The organism is Acidisoma sp. 7E03, from assembly GCF_054665075.1.
Window position 1 is genome coordinate 172,704 of the sequence record NZ_BAAFHE010000007.1, and the last position, 18,326, is coordinate 191,029.

18 protein-coding genes are annotated in these 18,326 nt (G+C 68.1%); 4 read left to right on the forward strand and 14 right to left on the reverse strand.

Annotated elements, in window-relative coordinates:
- Nucleotides 1-235 precede the first annotated feature (235 nt).
- A complete protein-coding gene (locus ACYQ6W_RS12850) occupies nucleotides 236-1,027 on the forward strand; it encodes a class I SAM-dependent methyltransferase (RefSeq protein ID WP_459675748.1) in 792 nt (263 codons plus the stop codon).
- Nucleotides 1,028-1,031: 4 nt separating this feature from the next.
- Here ACYQ6W_RS12850 and ACYQ6W_RS12855 read toward each other — a convergent pair whose 3' ends face one another.
- The 10 genes from ACYQ6W_RS12855 to ACYQ6W_RS12900 all read right to left on the reverse strand — a co-directional run bounded on the left by ACYQ6W_RS12855 (nucleotide 1,032) and on the right by ACYQ6W_RS12900 (nucleotide 10,305).
- Nucleotides 1,032-1,568: a putative pterin-binding protein gene (locus ACYQ6W_RS12855; protein ID WP_459675749.1), complete on the reverse strand. Its 537-nt coding sequence runs from the start codon at nucleotides 1,566-1,568 to the stop codon at nucleotides 1,032-1,034.
- 274 nt (nucleotides 1,569-1,842) lie between these two features.
- Nucleotides 1,843-2,745: an ROK family protein gene (locus ACYQ6W_RS12860; protein ID WP_459675750.1), complete on the reverse strand. Its 903-nt coding sequence runs from the start codon at nucleotides 2,743-2,745 to the stop codon at nucleotides 1,843-1,845.
- The gene (locus tag ACYQ6W_RS12865) at nucleotides 2,745-3,452 is read right to left on the reverse strand and encodes a ribulose-phosphate 3-epimerase (protein WP_459675751.1); all 708 of its coding nucleotides are present in this window, start codon (nucleotides 3,450-3,452) and stop codon (nucleotides 2,745-2,747) included. Before ACYQ6W_RS12865 ends, ACYQ6W_RS12860 begins: the two co-directional genes overlap by 1 nt.
- 8 nt (nucleotides 3,453-3,460) lie before the next feature.
- Nucleotides 3,461-4,285 (reverse strand): alpha/beta fold hydrolase, encoded by an 825-nt coding sequence (locus tag ACYQ6W_RS12870; RefSeq protein WP_459675752.1) that lies wholly within the window; start codon nucleotides 4,283-4,285, stop codon nucleotides 3,461-3,463.
- Complete coding sequence (locus tag ACYQ6W_RS12875) at nucleotides 4,282-5,106, reverse strand: sugar phosphate isomerase/epimerase family protein (RefSeq protein ID WP_459675753.1); 825 nt, start codon at nucleotides 5,104-5,106, stop codon at nucleotides 4,282-4,284. The genes ACYQ6W_RS12870 and ACYQ6W_RS12875 overlap by 4 nt, the downstream gene beginning before the upstream one ends.
- Entirely contained in the window at nucleotides 5,103-6,176 is a 1,074-nt protein-coding gene (locus ACYQ6W_RS12880) for a Gfo/Idh/MocA family protein (protein WP_459675755.1), read from the reverse strand. Before ACYQ6W_RS12880 ends, ACYQ6W_RS12875 begins: the two co-directional genes overlap by 4 nt.
- The gene (locus tag ACYQ6W_RS12885; protein WP_459675756.1) at nucleotides 6,173-6,925 is read right to left on the reverse strand and encodes an ATP-binding cassette domain-containing protein; all 753 of its coding nucleotides are present in this window, start codon (nucleotides 6,923-6,925) and stop codon (nucleotides 6,173-6,175) included. Before ACYQ6W_RS12885 ends, ACYQ6W_RS12880 begins: the two co-directional genes overlap by 4 nt.
- Entirely contained in the window at nucleotides 6,918-7,949 is a 1,032-nt protein-coding gene (locus tag ACYQ6W_RS12890) for an ABC transporter permease subunit (RefSeq protein WP_459675757.1), read from the reverse strand. Before ACYQ6W_RS12890 ends, ACYQ6W_RS12885 begins: the two co-directional genes overlap by 8 nt.
- Nucleotides 7,950-7,956: 7 nt before the next feature.
- Nucleotides 7,957-8,946: an ABC transporter substrate-binding protein gene (locus ACYQ6W_RS12895; protein WP_459675758.1), complete on the reverse strand. Its 990-nt coding sequence runs from the start codon at nucleotides 8,944-8,946 to the stop codon at nucleotides 7,957-7,959.
- 108 nt (nucleotides 8,947-9,054) lie between these two features.
- Nucleotides 9,055-10,305 carry a GGDEF domain-containing protein gene (locus tag ACYQ6W_RS12900; protein WP_459675759.1) on the reverse strand — a complete coding sequence of 417 codons (1,251 nt, stop codon included), beginning with the start codon at nucleotides 10,303-10,305 and terminating at the stop codon, nucleotides 9,055-9,057.
- A 76-nt stretch (nucleotides 10,306-10,381) separates the two neighbouring features.
- On the opposite strand from ACYQ6W_RS12900, the gene ACYQ6W_RS12905 reads away from it, so the two are divergent.
- Complete coding sequence (locus tag ACYQ6W_RS12905; protein ID WP_459675760.1) at nucleotides 10,382-12,412, forward strand: M3 family metallopeptidase; 2,031 nt, start codon at nucleotides 10,382-10,384, stop codon at nucleotides 12,410-12,412.
- A gap of 4 nt (nucleotides 12,413-12,416) precedes the next feature.
- Here ACYQ6W_RS12905 and ACYQ6W_RS12910 read toward each other — a convergent pair whose 3' ends face one another.
- The 3 genes from ACYQ6W_RS12910 to ACYQ6W_RS12920 form a co-directional block, all read right to left on the reverse strand.
- A complete protein-coding gene (locus ACYQ6W_RS12910; protein ID WP_459675762.1) occupies nucleotides 12,417-14,240 on the reverse strand; it encodes an ABC transporter ATP-binding protein/permease in 1,824 nt (607 codons plus the stop codon).
- 47 nt (nucleotides 14,241-14,287) lie between these two features.
- Nucleotides 14,288-15,154 (reverse strand): extracellular solute-binding protein, encoded by an 867-nt coding sequence (locus ACYQ6W_RS12915; protein ID WP_459675763.1) that lies wholly within the window; start codon nucleotides 15,152-15,154, stop codon nucleotides 14,288-14,290.
- Nucleotides 15,155-15,226: 72 nt separating this feature from the next.
- The gene (locus ACYQ6W_RS12920; protein WP_459675765.1) at nucleotides 15,227-15,571 is read right to left on the reverse strand and encodes a winged helix-turn-helix domain-containing protein; all 345 of its coding nucleotides are present in this window, start codon (nucleotides 15,569-15,571) and stop codon (nucleotides 15,227-15,229) included.
- 166 nt (nucleotides 15,572-15,737) lie between these two features.
- On the opposite strand from ACYQ6W_RS12920, the gene ACYQ6W_RS12925 reads away from it, so the two are divergent.
- The gene (locus tag ACYQ6W_RS12925) at nucleotides 15,738-16,181 is read left to right on the forward strand and encodes a hypothetical protein (RefSeq protein WP_459675766.1); all 444 of its coding nucleotides are present in this window, start codon (nucleotides 15,738-15,740) and stop codon (nucleotides 16,179-16,181) included.
- 81 nt (nucleotides 16,182-16,262) lie between these two features.
- Complete coding sequence (locus tag ACYQ6W_RS12930; protein WP_459675769.1) at nucleotides 16,263-17,501, forward strand: MFS transporter; 1,239 nt, start codon at nucleotides 16,263-16,265, stop codon at nucleotides 17,499-17,501.
- On the opposite strand, the gene ACYQ6W_RS12935 is transcribed toward ACYQ6W_RS12930, so the two are convergent.
- A complete protein-coding gene (locus ACYQ6W_RS12935; RefSeq protein WP_459675770.1) occupies nucleotides 17,494-18,210 on the reverse strand; it encodes a carbonic anhydrase in 717 nt (238 codons plus the stop codon). The two genes, ACYQ6W_RS12930 and ACYQ6W_RS12935, sit on opposite strands and share 8 nt — an antisense overlap.
- Nucleotides 18,211-18,326: the final 116 nt, after the last annotated feature.

The following is an 18,326-nucleotide window of genomic DNA, read 5'->3' on the forward strand; positions in this document are numbered from 1 at the left end:
TGCAGCGACGAGAAACATGCGGAACCGACACCCCTCCTGACCGTGAACCGAGCCTTGCCCTGTGGAACGCGCCCACGCCTGGAAGTCTTTCCGGCCGTTGCAGCACCACATCGCTTATAATGAGACCATGGGCTTGCGCAAAGAGTCAGGCAGCGGCAACGGCTGCACCTCTGGCCGCCCAGCGGTCTCTTGGTTATAGGGACCAAGCTCCATCCTGCCTAGCGAAAGCAGAACCGTGCCCCAGACGCTCCCCGCCTGTAAGATCTGCGGTGCCCCCGCTCCGGTCTTCGCTCGTGTCGACTTCGAGAAGCACTGCAACCTTCAACTGCGGGAGGAGCGTCACGCCGGGGTGAACGTGGTCTATCATCGCTGCGAGCGTTGCCAGTTCATGTTCACGCTCTTCCTCGATGAACTGTCGCCGGAAGAGCTCGTGTCGCGTGTCTACAACGACGAATACATCAAGTTCGACCCACTCTACCCGCTCATTCGGCCACGCACGAACGCGGGCTTCTTGCGGATGATCGTCGCCGAGGCCATGGTTGCTCGGCCAGCGCCTCGCATTCTCGATTACGGCGCCGGGAACGGCATGTTGGCCCAATTGCTGGAAGGCGAGGTTGCGGTCGAGAATTTCGACGCCCTCAATCCCCGCTTCGACCGGTTTCCCAAGGGCCGCTTCGATCTCATCTTCTGCAGCGAGGTCGTCGAGCACATTCCGCAGCCGCACGCCCTGATGGAAGACTGGCAGCGCCTTCTGGCGGAGGATGGAGCCGTGATCTTCTCCACCACCATCCAGCCGGATGACATTGCATCGTTGGGCGAGGCCTGGTGGTATCTCGGCCCGCGCAACGGCCATGTCAGCCTGTATTCGCGGCAAAGCCTCGATCTTCTCTGCCGCCGGCATGGCCTCCGCTACGTCCCGATCGATGATCAATGGCATCTGGCGGCTCGCGAACCCGAGCGCGCGATGGATATTCCCCGCCTGCGTACAGTGGCTGACCGTCTGCCCAAGGGCTTCGTCGAGGTTTGACAGATCAGCGGATGACCATCTTTTGCAGTTGCCAGATGCAGCGGGAGTAGATGGCGTTGTTCCGCCATTCCGGGTGGGTATCGAAGCGATAGACGACGAAGATGGGGCCGAACTTCTGTACCGGCATCAGCGCGCCGTCCATCCGCGTCGCCAGCAGCGGCCCATCATCGGTCATGTTCTGCAGCGGAATTTCGATGACGTAGTCGTTGAGCGCGTAAGAAACCGCGGTGGTGCCTTCGCCGCCCAGCCGCTCCATCAGAGTCTTCAGCAGGACGCCTGAGAATTTGCGTTCCGGCGTCCATGGCGTCTTGGTTGAAAAGCTGGTTTGCGGCAGGGCGTCCAACGCCTTCATGTCGAAGAGCGCCGCGTCGCCCTGATTGTGGACCTTGATCTTGCCGCTGACGGTGAAGATCGCGTCATCGCTGGAGACCGGGGGCAGCGCGGCCTGCGCCTGGGCAGGCTGGCGCCAGACGGAAGCGGTGAGACCGGCGAGAGCGGTCAAAACGGTTCGGCGCCGCCAGGCGTTTTTTGGGTCCGACATGGAGGCCTCTGAACTCTCGACAAAGGTTTCGAGCCAAGATGGAAGATCAGGCGACGCGCGCAACAAAGACCTAGGGGCGGGGCTCCGGCGGGTCAAGAATCGCGCGAAGCGGTGACAGGACGGCTCGATGTTGCGTGGCGCAAGTGATTCACGGCTTCACCCCTTCACGTCAAGGTGAGAATGAGAGATTGAGACGAATCGTTTCTTTGCTTGGCGTTAGCAGAGGCGGCACGGGCGGACAGGAAGCCGTTGCCCGCCGGAGGACGCCCTCCGATCAGCCGGCGGGGATCAGCAGCGCGGCGCCGATGACGCCGGCTTGGGCTCCCAGCGCCGCGGCGCGAATGGGCACGCTGCGATAGGCGGGCATCGCCCGCTCGGCCACGATGCGGCCGATCTCCTCCGCCATCAGCGGCAGGGAGGCGGAGACGCCGCCTCCCACCACGATCAACTCGGGTGCATAGAGGTGCAGGAGATTGGCGAAGCCGAGGCCGAGATAGCGCGCCTCCTCTGTCATTAGGCGGCTGGCCAAAGCGTCGCCGGCGGCCGCGCGTTCGGCCACCAGCCGGGCGGTCACAGGCTCCTCGGCCATCAGCCCCGCCGCCCGCGCGCGGCGGCCCAGGGCAGTGCCGGAGGCAAGCGCTTCCCAGCAGCCGAAACCGCCGCAGGCACAGGGGGCCAGCGCTTCCGTCACCACCATATGGCCGATTTCGCCGGCCAGGCTGCGATCGCCATGGAGCAGCCGCCCATCCGCGATGATGCCCCCGCCGATGCCGGTGCTGACGGTGACATAGACCATGTGGCGCAGCCCGCGTCCCGCGCCCAGGCGCCATTCCGCCAGGGCCGCGGCGTTGGCGTCGTTCTCCAGCCGGGTGGGAAGGCCGGTGCGCTCGGCGACGAGTCGGGCCAGGGGCACGTCGCGCCAGCCGCGCAGCGTCGGCGCATGCAGCACGAGGCCGCGGGCGACGTCGAGCGGCCCGGGCGAACCGATCCCGATGCCGATCGGCGCGCGCCCGGCCGAAACCTCTTCGACCAAAGCGCCGATCTGGGTGAGCACGGCCTCAGGGCCGGCCTCGGCGGCCGTCGCGACCTGGGCGTGATGGACGATCCTATCTGCGTCGTCGAGGGCGGCGGCGCGCAGGTCCGTGCCACCCAGGTCGATACCGATGCGAACCGGCATCAGGCGGCGAGCGGCAGGCCGTGCAGCCAGCGCATGCGCGCCGAGAGATCGGGCGCACCGAAGGCGAGGGAGCCCATCACCACCGTTTGCGCACCCGCGGCGGCAAGATCCGGCACCGTGCCCTCGCGAATGCCGCCGTCGGCGGCGAGAATGACGGAATCCGTCCGTCCCGCCGCAGCGATCATCCAGCGCAGCGTGGCGAGGCGGGGGCAGGCCTCCGGAGACAGTCCCTGGCCTTTCACGCCGATCGCGGTGCCGAGCAGCGTGACGAAATCCACCGCGCCGAGCAGCGGTTCGATGGCGTTGACCGGCGTCGCCAGCTTCAACACGAGACCGGTTTTCAGCCCGTGCTGGCGGATACGATCGAGCGCTGCCGGCAGCACCGACTGGTTCTCGACATGGATGGAAATGAGATCGGCGCCCGCTTCGGCGAATTGGTCGATCTGGCTCAGTAGCACCGCATCCGCCGCCATGAGATGGACGTGAAAGGGCCGGCCGGTGAGGCGCCGCAGGCGCGCTACGAGATCGGGAAAGAACAGAAGGGCCGGGGCGAAATGTCCGTCGGCGACGTCGAGGTGATAGAGGTCGGCGAAGGCGTCGGTGCGGGAGACGTCCTCGGCGAGATGGCCGAGATCGGCCGACCAGAAAGAGAACTCGGCGAGCAGCCGGTGGCGTGGCAGAAGGTCCATCCAGTTGGGTGCGGGCATGCGGGCCTCTAATGCTCGGGTGACCAGGCGGGAAGATCCTGCAGAAACCGGGCAACTGCCGCCTGGAAGGCGGCACGGTGCGCCTCGGGCGCCGTTGCCTTGGGCGGGATTTCGACGAGCCGCGCCTCGGGGATCATGGCCGCCAATTCCTCGGCATAGGCCCAAGGGTGGGCATGGTCGACGCCGTGGCCGATGACGAGGGTCGGCAGGCGGAGCGCGGCCAGTTGTTCGGGCGAAACGCCGGGCCCGTCGGCCGCGATCCGCTCGAGCAACAGGGCGAGTTCGCGTGGTTTCGGGTGATCAAAGAAGGCCTGCAAGGTCGCGAGCGTGCCGGGCGCGGCCTGCGCCAGCGCGGCCGCGGTTTCGCTCGCGTCGAAACGTGCGCGTCCCTGGACGGGCCCCGCTTCGCGCAGCAGGCGGCCGACCAGCCCATAGGCTTGCAGATTGGCGGGCGCCGGGCCGCACAGCCAGGCAGGGCGGGCAAGGATGAGCGCCCGCACCCGGGCTGGATGATGGCAGGCGAGATGGAGGGCGATCGCGGCGCCCATCGAAATGCCCCCCGCCACGAAATGCCGTGCGCGCCGCGCATCGGCCAGGGCGAGGCAGTCGGCCGCGAAGAGGCGAATGGCATAGCGCCCGGCGGGGTCGGGCGGCGACGCACCATGCCCGCGGCATTCCAGCGTGAGGCGTCGGATGTCGGTGAGGTCTTCCGGAAAATTCTCCCGTATCTGGCCCTCATGGCCGCCGAGGCCGTGCTGAAAAAGGACGGGCAGGCCCGCGCCTTCGTCGGTGAAGGCCAGCGGCAGCCCGTCGAGCAGCAGATGCGCCTTCATGCCGCGAGCGTGCGAGCAAGGAAGCGGGCGGCCTCCGGCGCCTCGGCGGCTGCCAGCCCATGGGTGACGACGGGTCCCTGGAAGCCGACGCGGGCGAGATGAGCGAAGAAGCAGGGAAAGTCGATGATGCCGTGGCCCGGCGCCACCACCTCGCCTGTCGCGTCCCGGTCCTTGGCATGGGCGAGGGCGATGCGCTCCCCCAGCATGTCGGCCGCCGTCTCGAAAATGCGGTCCTGGTCTATGCCCCCTTCCTCCACCAGATTGGCAGGGTCCAGCACGATGCGCAGCCGTGGCGAGGGCACTTCCCGCAGCAGGCGTGCGGCGCGGGCGGCGGAGCCCACGATGTTCGCGGGTTCCGGTTCGATCCCGAGATCCACACCATGCGTCTCCGCCATCCGGGCGGCCTTGGTCATTTCCAGAACCATTTCAGCCCAGGCCTCGGGCGAGAGGTTGTCGGGATGGCCGCGCCATTGATCCTGCGGATCGCGCGTGCCCGTGCAGAGGGTGACGAGACCCGTGCCCATGGCCTTGGCGTGAGACAGGAGAAGACCGAGCCGCGCGAGGCCCTGTGCGCGCAGCGCGAGATCGGGATGGATCATGTTGTAGGTGCCAGACAGGGCGACGATCGCGACGCCGCTCGTCCGCGATGCCGCGGCGATCTCGGCCACTGTGTCCTCGGCTAGATGATCGGGCATCGAGGGCAGGCCGCAGCAGGAGAGGTTGAACTGGACGCAGCCATAGCCTGCGGCACGCGCGGCGGCCAGCACGCTCTCGGCCGTCTGCCCGGGGAAGGTCTTGGCGAAGATGCCGATCCGGTTCATAGCGCGCCTGCAACCTCGTCCAGCCGCACGGTTCGGCCTTCCCGCACCGATTGCGCGATCGCCACCATGGCGCGGATGTTGGCGACGCCGTCTTCGGCATCCGCGCCATGCTGCGCAACCCCGGTCAGGATCGTCTCGGCGAAGCCTTCCACCTGGCGGCGATAGAAATGCCCGTCCGCGCCGAGTGGGCGTCGGGTGGTGGCATCGGATTCGTGGAAGATGTCCACCTCAGACGCCCGGTAATACCAGGGGTTGAAGGTGCGGGCGACGACGCTGCCGCGTTCTCCATAGAGCTGCAGGCCCTCGTGCCAGTCCATCCGTACCGCGACGGTGAGATCGAGATGGCCGAGCACGCCGTTCGCGAAGGTGGTTTCCACGAACCAGCAATAGGCGCCGAAGCGTTCGGAGAGCCGGGCCCGCACCTCGGTGATGGGGCCGCACAGCCAGCGCGCAAGATCCAGCAGATGGCTGCCGTGGGCCAGCATAAAGTAGCGGCGCAGGTCGGCCTTCGGGTTTTCTTTTGGCTTGCGGGCCTCTGCGCTGGTTACCGGCAGGGGCTGGACGGCATCCGTCATCGTGTAGCGATGGGTGCTGTCGCAATACCACGCCTTCAGCGCCAGAATTTCACCCATCTCACTCTCGATGAAGTCCTTCGCCGCCTGCAGGCCCGGGTCGAAGCGCTTCATATGGCCGATTTGCAGGATGCGCCCGCAACGTGCCGCGGTGTCGCGCAGCCGCTCCACCTCTTCCACGCTCACGCCGACCGGCTTTTCGCACAGCACGTGCTTGCCTGCCTCCAGGGCCCGCAGGCTGGCCGGCACGTGGAAGGCGTCGGAGGTCGCGATGATCACCGCCTCCACCTCGGGGTCCGCCAGCATCGCGTCGTAATCGGCGAAGCTCTTCTGCGGCGCGTGGGTTGCCGCCATGCGGTCGCGCAAGTCCGCGGCGACATCGCAGATCGCGAAGAGATCGGCGTTGCGCGCCTTGGTGCAGGACTCGAAATGCGCGAACTGTGCGATCGGCCCGCAGCCGAGCACGCCGACGCGCAGCCGGCGTTCGTCCTTCTTCATTGTCCCACCATCAGGCGCACGATTTCCTCCGGGTCGACGGCGCCCACCTGCCGCTCGCCGGCGACGACCCCGCGCCGCAACACGACGATACGATCCGACACCGCGAACATGTCGGCGAGATTGTGTGAGATGAAGATGATGCCGATGCCCTTCGTCTTGAGGGAGCGGATGAGCTCCATCACGCGGCGCTGCTCCGGCACGCCGAGGGCGGCCGTCGGCTCGTCCATGATGACGACGCGCGCATCCCAGTGGATGGCGCGACCGATGGCGACCGCCTGGCGCTGCCCGCCGGAGAGAGCCCGCACCGGCCGGTCCAGCCGGTCGAGATGCACGTCGAGCACGGAGATGGCTTTCGCCGCCTCCTCCCGCATGCGGCGGCGGTCGATGCGCGGCAGGAAGAGGAATTTCGTCTTGAGTTCCCGGCCGAGGAAGACGTTGCCGCCGATGTCGAGATTATCGGCCAGCGCCAAGTCCTGATAGATCGTCTCGATGCCCTGGGCGCGGGCAGCCTGGGGGCCGTCGAAGGAGACGGGCCTGCCGCAGTAGCGGATCTCGCCTTCGCTCGGCTGGAAAACACCGGAGATGATCTTGGTGAAGGTCGACTTGCCGGCACCGTTGTCGCCGGCCAAAGCCACGACTTCGCCGGCCCGCAGCTGGAAATCCACGCGCTCCAGCGCGTGCACGCCGCCGAAGCGCTTCGAGATCCCGTGGGTTTCGAGTACGAGATCGCCCGTGCGGATGTCACTCATCCTGGCGTCCTCCGGCAAAGCGGCGCTGGCTCTGGTCGACCAGCACGGAGACGATGATGACGAGACCAACGGCGATGAACTGCCAGAAGGGCTCGACGTTGAGGAAGACGAGGCCGTACTGGATCACGGCGATGATCAGCGCACCGATCACCGTGCCCATGATGGTGCCAGATCCACCGAAGAGGCTGGCACCACCGATGACCACGGCGGCGATGCTGTCGAGCAGCAGGGGCTCCCCCGCCTGCGGCGCACCGGCGGCGAACCGCCCCGTGTAGAGGATGCCGTCGATGCCGGCGGTGACGGCTGAGAGAATATAGAGCAGGACGGTGACACGGCGGACGTTCACGCCGGCGCGCAAGCTGGCCTGGCGATTGCCGCCGATCGCGTAGGTGTATTGGCCGAAGAGCGTCTCGGACAGCAGATAGTGGAAGACGAGGATGACGATGACGGCGATGAGCACGACAGCCGGAATGCCGAGGATCCGGCCATTGCCGATCCAGGTCAGCCAGGTGTTCTGCACCGGCACGGTAGTGCCGCCGGCCACGATATAGGCCACGCCACGAGCGACGCCATACATGCCAAGCGTGCCGATGAAGGGTGGCACGCGCAGCCGCGCCACCAGCACGCCGTTAATCCATCCTGGAACGACGGTCGCGAGGGAGGCGAGGATGCAGGCGGCAAGCAGGCCGAGGCCAGGCCCCGCCGCGGCGCCGACGACATTGGCGACATGCGCCGCGATGACGGCTGCGAGCCCCATGGAGAAGGCGACCGACAGGTCGATGCCGCCCGAGATGATGACGAGCGTCTGGCCGAGGCCGAGCAAAACGGGCGCCACCGCGAAGACCGCGATGGATCGGATGTTGAACAGGCTGAAGACGAAGGTCGTGCCATAGGCGACGCGCGACCAGATTTCGAAGGCGATGACGAGCAGGATGAGAAAGACCCAGGCACGGGCGGAGGCCAGAAGCTGGAGCCATCGCCTGCCCCCGGCGGCACCGGGGGCGGCATGAGAGGAAGCCGCCATCGACCGATCAGGCCGAGTAGACGAATTTCTGGACAGCGGGATCGTCGACGTTTGCCTTGTCGATGATGGTAAAGCCGGTGGCGATGGCGGGTGGAATGGATTGCCCGGTCAAATGCGCATAGGCCGAAGCCACGCCGTACCAGCCGATCTCGGCCGGGTGCTGGGCGATCGCCATGTCGATCAGGCCGCTCTTGATGTTGCCGATGATGGTCTGCGGCGCATCGAAGGCGACGACCTTTACCTTGCCGCCCGCGCCGCCCTGCTGGATGCCGTTGGCAGCACCCATGGCGGAGAAGAGATTGGCGCCGAAGACCCCGGCGAGATCGGGATTGCGGGCGAGCACGGACTGCGCCTGGCTTGCCGCCTTGTTGGCGTCGTCATCGTTGAACTGCGTCGGCAGCACCGTGATGCCGGGGAACTCCTTCTTCATCTCGTCGATGAAGCCCGCCGTGCGCTCGTCGGTTGTGGAAACGCCCGGCTGGATGTTGGAGACGTAGACCTTGCCCTTGCCGCCAAGCTCCTTGCCGAGCGCACGCGCCGCCATCTGGCCGCCGAGCGTGTTGTTGGAGGCGATATAGGAGAGCGGGAAATCGGCATCGCCGCTGCCCGTCTGATAGACGCCGCTGCCGATGTAGGTATCGACGGTGATGACCGGAATGCCGGCATTGGCTGCCGCCTGCAGCGGCTTGATGAGCTGCACCTTGTCCGTCGGTGCGATGAGCAGCGCATCCGGCTTGCGGGCGATCACGGCGTCCAGCACCGGCACCTGCTGCACCGGGTTGAATTCGGGCGCACCCTGAAAGACCAAGTCGACGCCCAGCGCCTTGGCCGCGGCTGCCGCACCGCGATGCATGGTGATGTAGAAGGCATCGGTCGTGAGGCCGGGGATCAGGGCGACGGTGTAGGACTTGCCTTGTGCCCGCGCCGGTTTCGCCAGAAGGCTCGCGGCGCCGGCCAGACCAAGGCCGATCCCACCGATGACGGAACGCCGTTCCATGCTGTCTCTCCCCTTGTCATTCTTGGACGTGTTGTGCAGGAGGCCGCCCTTCTTCGGGGCGCGTGGGGCTATCAGGCCACGTGAAGGCCGCGAGGGCTAGCCTCTTTTTTAAATTTTGACGGTGGGTGACCGCGCATCCTGGGGCAGGCCTTCGCTCAAGCGGAGGGGCACCGCGTCGGGTGTCAGCCCCGCCGTCTCCTCCGCGGTGAAAAGGACGGCGCGATCGCGCCCTTGCTCCTTGGCGCGGTAGAGCGCCCGATCGGCGGCCGCAACGAGTATGGCGGGATTGGCCGTGGCGCCTGGCATGGCGGCGACGCCGAGGCTGATCGTCACGATGTCCTCCTCGCGTCCTTCATGGAGGCGGCGCATGGCCCGCACCGCTTGCCGCATGCGCTCGGCGAGACCCAGCGCGGCCGCGCCATCGGCCCGGCGCAGCAGAACGGTGAACTCCTCCCCACCATAGCGCATCACCTCGTCCTCGGGATGGCTGATTGTCTCGGCCAGGCAGGTGGCCACGGCAGCCAGGCAGGCATCGCCGGCGGGATGACCATACTGGTCGTTGTAGGTCTTGAACTGGTCGATATCGATCATGATGAGGGCGAGCGGGTGGTGCCGCTTGCGCGCCTGCTCCACCGCAGTCGCCAGCTCGGCGTTCAGCCGGCGCCGGTTACCGATGCCGGTCAGCGGGTCTTGGCTCGCTTCGGCAGCGTGGACGCTGTCCGCGTCTTCCTTCACCCAGGCGACGAAGGCGAAGCTCATCACCAGGCTGAAGCCCGTGAGCATCAGGGCGGAGAAGGGGGCGTTCACGTTGGGCCCGAGGGCAAGGATGCCGAGCCGGGTCAAGGCCTGGCCGATGGTCCAGAGCGCGCAGAGCAAGGCTTCGGCCGCGAGCAGGACGGTGACGAACCAATGGCCGGGGCGACGGGGCCAGCCGCGGCCCATCACCGCCCGCAAAGCGAGCCCCAGGAGGAGGGTTCCGCAGGCATAGGAGAGAATGGCGCGGCTCTCCGCATCCGCGGCAAGGCCGGTGCCGAAGGCGATCACCGGCCAGCCCAGAAGAGAAGCCGCGAGGCCCGGCCACAGAGGCGCGCGGCCGCCGGCCCGCCGGCACCCGGTCCAGAGACAGCCGAGACCGAAGAGCACGGTCGGGATGCCGAGGAAGATGGCCGGGGTTTCCGGCAGCAAGCCCCAGAGCCCGAGGCCGCAGCCGGTGAGCGCGGCGCTCGCCGCCATCCACAGCAAGGCCGGGCTGCGGCTCTGCGACCAGATGACGAGGTAGTTCCCCGCCGCGAGCAGGATGACGAACACCAGAACGGTGAGGAAGGTCCAGGGTTCCGGCAGGTAGATGTGGTCGAGCATCGCGGGTGTCTCGTCTCAACTCTCAGGCGGTGGGTGCGGCTTGACCGGAACTATGGCTTCTGTCGGATTGGGCGGCATGACCCAGGATAATCCGCTCCTTCAGCCTTGGACGACCCCCTTCGGCGTGCCGCCCTTCGATCTTATCCGGCCGGAACACTTTCCGGCGGCTTTCGCCGCGGCGATGGAAGAACATCTGGGGGAAATCGCGGCCATCGCCGCGGACCCTGCGGCGCCGACCTTCGCCAATACCGTGGAAGCGCTGGAACGGGCGGGCCGAGCGCTCGGCCGCGTCTCGGCCGTCTTCCACAATCTCGCGAGCAGCCTGGGCGGCGAGGCGCTGGAAGCGCTGGACCGCGACCTCGCACCGAAGCTTGCCGAGCACGGCATGCGCATCGCCCTCGACCCCGCGCTGTTTGCGCGCATCGACCGGCTGCATGCGGAGCGCGCCCACTTGGATCTGGACGAGGATCAGCAGCGGCTGCTCGAACGTCTGCACCTCAACCTCGTGCGCAGCGGCGCGGCGCTGGGGCCCGCGGACAAGGCGCGCATGACCGAGATTTCCGCCCGGCTCGCGGTGCTGCACACCGCCTTCGGCCAGAACGTGCTGCATGACGAGAAGAGCTGGGTATTGCCACTGGAGGAGGCCGACCTTGCCGGACTGCCCGGCTTCGTCCGCGCCAGCATGGCGGAGGCCGCAGCCGAACGGGGCCTGGGTGGCTTCGCCGTCACCCTGTCGCGCTCGGTCATCGAGCCCTTCCTCACCTTCTCCGCGCGGCGCGATCTGCGGCGCATCGCCTATGAAGCCTGGATCGCCCGCGGCACGCATGCCGGCGCGCATGACAACCGGCCGCTGATCCCCGAGATCCTGGCGCTGCGGGCGGAACGCGCCCGACTGCTCGGCTATGACAGCTTCGCCGCCTTCCGGCTGGCCGATTCCATGGCCGGTAGCCCGGCGGCGGCGGAAGCGCTGCTCGCCGAAGTCTGGGAGCCGGCGAAGCGCCGTGCCGATGCCGAGCGCGCCCGCCTGCAGGAGGCCGCCCGGGCCGAAGGTGTCAATGACGCCATCGAAGCCTGGGACTGGCGCTACTATGCCGAAAAGGTCCGCCAAGCCGATTACGCCCTCGATGAGGCCGAGCTGAAGCCCTATTTCGTCCTCGATCAAATCCAGGACGCGGTGTTCGACACCGCAACGAAGCTGTTCGGCCTGCATTTCGTGCCGCGGCCGGATCTGCCCGTCTATCATCCCGAGGTGCGCGCCTATGAGGTGCGGGATGCGGCGGGGACGGTCGGCGTCTTCCTGGCGGATCATTACGCGCGGGCCGACAAGCGCTCCGGTGCCTGGATGAGCAGCTACCGCGATCAGGAAACGATGGATGGTCCGGTGCTGCCCATCATCGTCAACAACAACAACTTCGCCAAGGCGGCGCCTACCCTGCTGAGCTTCGACGACGCCGAGACGATGTTCCACGAATTCGGCCATGCCCTGCACGGCCTGCTCAGCCGGGTGCGCTACCCCTCGCAGTCCGGCACGTCGGTGCGGCGGGATTTCGTCGAGCTTCCCTCCCAGATCTACGAGCATTGGTGGTCTCTGCCCGAGACCTTGCGGGCCTATGCCCGCCACGCGGAGACCGGCGCACCGATTCCCGATGCGCTGATCGAGCGGCTGCTTGCGGCTCAGGGCTGGGGCCAGGGTTTCGCCACCGTGGAATACACGGCCGCCGCGCTGATCGACATGGCCTTGCACCAGCATTCCGACCCGGCCGCGATCGACATCGAAAGCTTCGAGCGCGAATTTCTGGCAGGGATCGGGATGCCGGCGGCCATTGGCATCCGGCACCGGCCTGCACATTTTCAGCACCTCTTTGCGGGCGGCGGCTACGCCGCGGGCTACTATGCCTATCTCTGGTCGGAGGTGCTGGACGCCGATGGGTTCGACGCCTTTACCGAGGCCGGCAACGCCTTCGACCCCGCGACGGCGGCGCGGCTGCGCACCCTGCTGAGCGCGGGGGACACGCGCGATCCGATGGCGCTCTATGTCGCCTTCCGTGGCCGACCGCCCAGCACGGCGCCGCTGCTGCGCCACCGCCACCTGCTGCCGGCGGCTTGAGGGCCTAGCGGCGAGCCGGGAGCTCTGGCTCTTCCCAGATCTGCAGGGCGGCGGCGGGTACGGCGATGCGCGCGGGGCCCGGCAGCCGGTCTCCGTCGGGCGCCTGTATGAGCGGCAGCACGGCCTGACCCAGCCGGATGGTCAGGCGCTGCTGCCCGGCAGCCGGCGGCGCAGCGTCGAGAATTTCGGCGGGCAGTCCGCCATCGGAGACGAGGCGAAGCCGCTCCGGCGCGATCGACCAGCCGAGGCGCCTGCCAGGAGTGAGGGCTGGTCCGTCGACGGTGAGGGTGACGCCGGGGCCGATCTCCATGCGATCTGGCGCAACGGCATGGCCCGGCGCCGCAAAGCGCGCGCCCAGCAGCCGGGCAGCGGTGGCATTCGCCGGTCGCTCAAAAACGGCGTTCACCGGTCCCGCCTGCAGCAGCCGGCCCCGGTCGATCAGCAGGATCTCGTCTGCCAGCAGGAAGGCCTCATCCGGATCGTGCGTCACGAGGAGAGTCGTGACCGAGGTTTCGGCCTGAAGCGTGCGCAGCATCTGGCGCAGCTCGGCGCGCAGCGGTGCGTCGAGCGCCGAGAAAGGTTCGTCGAGCAGCAGCAGCCCGGCGCGACGGCTGAGCGCACGCGCGATCGCTACGCGCTGCTGCTGGCCGAGGGAAAGCTGCGCCGGCCGCCGGCGCTCCAGCCCCGCGAGGCCGAGCCGGGTGAGCCAGAAACGCGCCGCCTCCGCATCATGGTCGCGCGCGAAGCGGAGCTGGCCGGCGGCGGTGAGGTGCGGGAAGAGACCATAGCTCTGCGGCACATAGGCGATGTGGCGCGCGTCCGGTGGCAGGGGCGTAAGATCGCGGGGGCCGAGCGTCAGCCGATCCTCAGGCCCGCGGTCGAGCCCCGCGATCGCGCGCAGCGTCAGGGATTTGCCCGAACCCGAAGCGCCGAGCAGCGCGATGCGGCGTGCCTCGGTGCGATGGGCGAGGGAGAGGGTGAAGCCCGGCAGCCGTCGCTTTACGCTGAAGGCGAGAGGTTCGGGAACCGCTCTGGGTGGAGATGCCGGGGCGGCGACCAGCGGCGTCTCGGCGGATGGGGCCGTCGGCAGCCTCTTGCCCGGCGCGCGGGTGAGCCAGGTCGCCGCGAGCATGACGAGCAGCGCCGTGCCGAGTGTCGGCAGCAGCACCGGCACCATGGCCGGCAAGCCCTCCGCGCCGAAGGCGACGTAGGTGTACACGGGCAGCGAATAGGGGTGATAGGCGACCATCACGGTCGCGCCGAATTCGCCGAAGGCGCGCAGCCAGCACAGCAGCATGCCGGCCGCGATGCCGCGCCAGGCGAGCGGCAGGCTGGCGCGCAGCAGCACGCTCATCGGCGGATGGCCCAGGCTGCGGGCCACGTCCTCCAGCACCGGGTCGACGGCTGCGAAGGCCGAGCGTGCGGCGATGATGAGGAAAGGCGCGGCGACGAAGCTTTCGGCGACAACGATGCCGGCGAAGCTGTCAGTCAGGGCGCCGTGGGTGAGTGCCCCGATGGGGCTCGCATAGCCGAGCAGGAAGAGCAGCAGGATGCCGCTGGAGAGGGGCGGCAGGGCGAGCGGCAATTGCACCATGAAGCCGAGCAGGGCGATCCGCCGGCCTTGTCGCCGGGCCAGCAGATAGCCGAGCGGGATGCCGCCGAGGGTCACCAGCAGGGTGGCCGTGGTCGCGCTGAGAGCGGAAACGAGGCTCGCCGCGCCGAGGCCGCGCCAGTCGGCACCGCGCCAGTCGGCCATGCCGATATGGGCGAGGCCGGCGAGGAAGGGGGCGGCGACGGAGAGGGTGAGCAGCCCGGCCAGCGCCGGCACGATGGTCCAGACGCCGAATGCCGTCCTGCGGCGTCCGCCGAGTCCGCTCAGGGGAGAAGGGCCAGCAGCGGCGGTGGCACGTGGGACCGGTCACCCGTGAGGCGCGGTGGCACGAGGTCCAGGCCATGCGTCGCCATGATGGCGCGGCCGTCCGGACCCAGCAGGAAGGCGAGAAAGTCTGCTCCGCCGCTGGGATTCGGCGCCCGGTTCAGCAGGGTCGCCGTGTAATGGGCGCTGAGGCTGACCTCCTTCGGCAGTGCGATGGCCGGAATCTTCAACTCCGTCGTCTCGGTCGAATAGAAGAAGCCAAGGTCGATCTGGCCCGATTGCAGCCGCCCGACCAGGCTCTCTTCCGGCAGCACCTGGGCCGGGTTATCGGCGGCACCCAGCACCCGTTGGGCGAGATCGGGGATCTTGTAGACCGCGCTGGCCTTTTTCATGAGGGCCAGGGTGAGGCGGCCCTTTGGATCGAGCTTCGGGTCCGTCCGGCCGATACGGATGCCGCTCTCCTGCAGCACCTCGTACCAGGGCTTCGTGCGGAGCTGGACGGCGAAGCGGCCGTTCGGATTGTAGCCGATGACGAGCGGTGACTGGGCGAAGGTCACGTACCAGTCCACCCAGTCACCATTCGCTGCGCCCATGAGGCCGTCATTCACCTTGAGATTGGCGCTGATGAACACGTCCGCCCGCAGCAGCTTGCCCGCGATCTGGTGCGCCATCTTATCCGAGCCGCCGGCATAGCCGCGGAAGGTCGCACCACTCTTGGCAAATGCGGGACCGATGCCGTGTTCCATCAGGGCGACCAGCGAGCCGGCATAGGCGACGGCAACGGTGTCGTCCGCGGACGCCGCATGGGTGACGCGGGGCAGCGCGGCGAGCGCCAGACCGCTCATGAGAAGGTGGCGACGGTGCACGGCGGGCTCCTGGTGGGGTGGAGGCGTTATTCCCAGACGAAAATAACGTCTCTTGCGAGGAGCGCCAGGGGGTCAATCATGACGATCCACCGCGGCTTGAAGCGCGGCGACCTCGGAGGCGATTGCCGCGCGGGCCGCAGCCTCGGCGGTACGGAATTGGGTGACGATGAGCGTGCCCAGATCGGTGAGCCGCGCGCCGCCGCCCTGCCGGCCACCGGCCTGGGTTTCGACCACCGCGCGGCCGAAGATGCGGTTCATCTCCTCCACCAGTTCCCAGGCGCGGCGATAGGACATGCCCATGGTGCGGCCGGCGGCGGAGATCGATCCGAGGCGCGAAATGCCTTCCAGGAGCTCCACTTTGCCGGGGCCGATGTGGCCGTCGGGGTCGAGCAGGATGCGAAGGCGTAACTCGGGCATGCGGCGTGGCTCCGGCGCGGAGGGGCATTCAGAAGGCCGCAGAGGGTGGCCTCTTCGCAAGGGCCCGAACCCACCCCCGGCCACGGGTTTCAGAATTTACCGCGGGGTGCGCCGGAAGATGATAGCCTAGAGGCGGAGATTTCTCAGACGATCGGGGTGACCGCACATGGTCCGGCTGGCTCGGGGCGCGATGCGCCGCTTCTCTGCGCTCTTGCTGCTGGCGGCCGTCGGTGGCGGCGGGCTCGTAGCGCCCGCCTCGGCCCAAGGCTGGTATGGCGGCGGCTGGCACGGTGGTTGGGGTGGCGGCTGGCACGGAGGCTGGGGCGGCTGGCATGGAGGGGGCTGGTACGGCGGCGGCGGGTGCTGCTGGAACGATCCTGGCGTCGCCGTTGCCAGTGGCCTGGCCGGTCTTGCCGTCGGTGCCGCAATCGGTGCGGCGATTGCGCCGCCCGTCTATGCCGCGCCGCCGGTGGTCTATGCGCCGCCGCCCGTGGTCTATGCCGCGCCCGGTTATGCCGCGCCGGCCTATGCGGTGCCGGCACCCGTCCCCGCGTATCCGGCTCCGGGGTATGTGGTGGGGCCAGGCTATTCCTCCGCCTACAATCCCTGAGGCTTGGGCGGGGCGGGGCTTCCTGCGCGGCCTCCTCGTCCCATCTAGAACGGCGGAACTGCCGAGGGTCCGCCATTCCTGATGTCTCCTGCCGCCCACCTCGCCTTCATCAATTTCTTCACCGGCGACATTCAGGGCGGCCTTGGCCCCTTCCTCGCGACCTGGCTCGCGGGGCAGGGCTACTGGAGCCCTGCGCGCACCGGCTCGGTGATGACCGCGATCGGCCTCTTCGCACTGGTGCTGAACGGGCCGGCCGGCCTCATCGTCGATCAGTCCCGCCGCCCCCGCACCCTGCTCGCCGCCGCCTGCGGCCTGATCTTGCTCGGCACCCTCACCATCGTTCCGGCCGCGCATAGCATCGTCTGGATTCTCGTCTCGCAATGCGTGGCGGCCGTGGGCGGTGTGCTGCTGCTGCCGGCACTGACGCTCTTCACCTTGGGGATCGTCGGCAAGGCACGGTTCCCGGGCCAGCAAGGCCAAAATCAGGCCTTCAACCACGCCGGCATCGTCTTCGCCGCCATCCTCATCGGCCTCGGCAGCCGCTGGATCGGCCCGCAGGCACCCTTCTGGATCTTCGGCGCCATGGCCTGTGGCGCGATCATCTCCATCCTGTCCACGCCGCTGCATCTGTTCAACGGCCGCCGCGCCCATGGCTGGGCCGAGCAGGAGCCCGACGAGGTCGAGCATCGCTCCGGCCTCGCGGAGATTCTTGGTAACCGCCGGCTTGCTCTCCTGGCGCTCGGGCTCGGCCTCTTCAACCTCGCCAACGGCTACATGCTGGCACTCGTCGCGCAGCGCCTCTCGGCGCTCGGCCATGACGCCGGCAGCTGGCTCGCCGGCTACGTGATCGTCGCGCAGTTCACCATGATTCCGGTGGCTCTCTGGACGGGGACGCATGCGCAGCGGGCAGGGCGCCGTCGGCTTCTGGTGCTCGCTTGTGCGGTTCTGCCATTGCGCGCCGTCTTCTCGGCCTTCGTCACGGACCCGGTCTGGCTGATCCTGGCCGAAGTGCTGGACGGGATCAGCTCCGGCCTCATCGGGGTCGCGGCCCCGCTCCTCGTCGCCGATTTCACCTGGGGCAGTGGCCGCACCCAGACGGCGCTGGGCGCCGTCAATACCGGCCAGGGCCTGGGCGGCGCACTCTCCGGACTCGTGGGCGGCGCCGCCGTCACCTGGTTCGGCTGGCAGGGCGCCTTCCTGGCGTTGATCGTGCCGGCGGTGGCGGCGGTGGCTCTCGTCATCCGGCTCGAGGACAGTCCCACGGCGCGGGAGGAGGATGCGGCCCTCGCCCCCGGCCGTGCCGAGCTTCCCTCTAAATGAGCGTCACCTTGCCGGTGCCGATGTCGTAGACGCCACCGATGATGCGTACGCGGCCGGCAGCCACGGCCTCGGCGATGATCGGCTTCGCATTGTCCAGGCGCCGCACGTTGAAGCGCACGTTCTGCCGAATCGCTTCGCCCAGTGGATCGGCGGCCTTGCGCTTCTCCGCGAGATCAATCGCGGGCTTGATCGCGTCCACGAGCTGCGGGAGATGGCCTGGCAGCATGGCATGCTCCTTCAGCACCTTGATCGTCGCTGAGATGGCGCCGCAGCCTGAATGGCCGAGCACCATGATGAGCGGCAGGCCAAGGAACTTCACGCCGTATTCCAAGCTTGCCAGCCCGTCGGTATTGACGAAGTTGCCGGCGACCCGCGTCACGAAAAGCTCGCCTGGCCCCTGGTCGAAGATCAGCTCGGGCGCGACGCGGGCATCGGCGCAGCTCACCAGCCCCGCGATCGGGTATTGCGCGGCGGCGCGCGCCGCACGGCCCACCTCGTAGTCCTTCAGGTCGGCGGTGTTGGCGCAGTAGCGGGCGTTGCCTTCCATCAGCCGCTGCAACGCCTCGTCGGGCGAGATGGCGTTCGGCGCAGCGGGGCTGCCGTCCGCCCGGGCAGGGCGAGATCCAGCCACGCCGGCCGCGGTCAAGCTGGCGGCGGTCGCCGCGAACAGGGCGCGGCGGCCCAGATCGGTCTTGTGAGCGACACACATGGCGGGCGTTTCTCCTCTTCTCGTGTGGAAGTCTCAGGAAGTTGATTTTTCACGAGAAGAGATCGTTGCGCCAGCATTTTAATCAACAAAGGTCCAAGCCCCGGCGCGTCTGGATC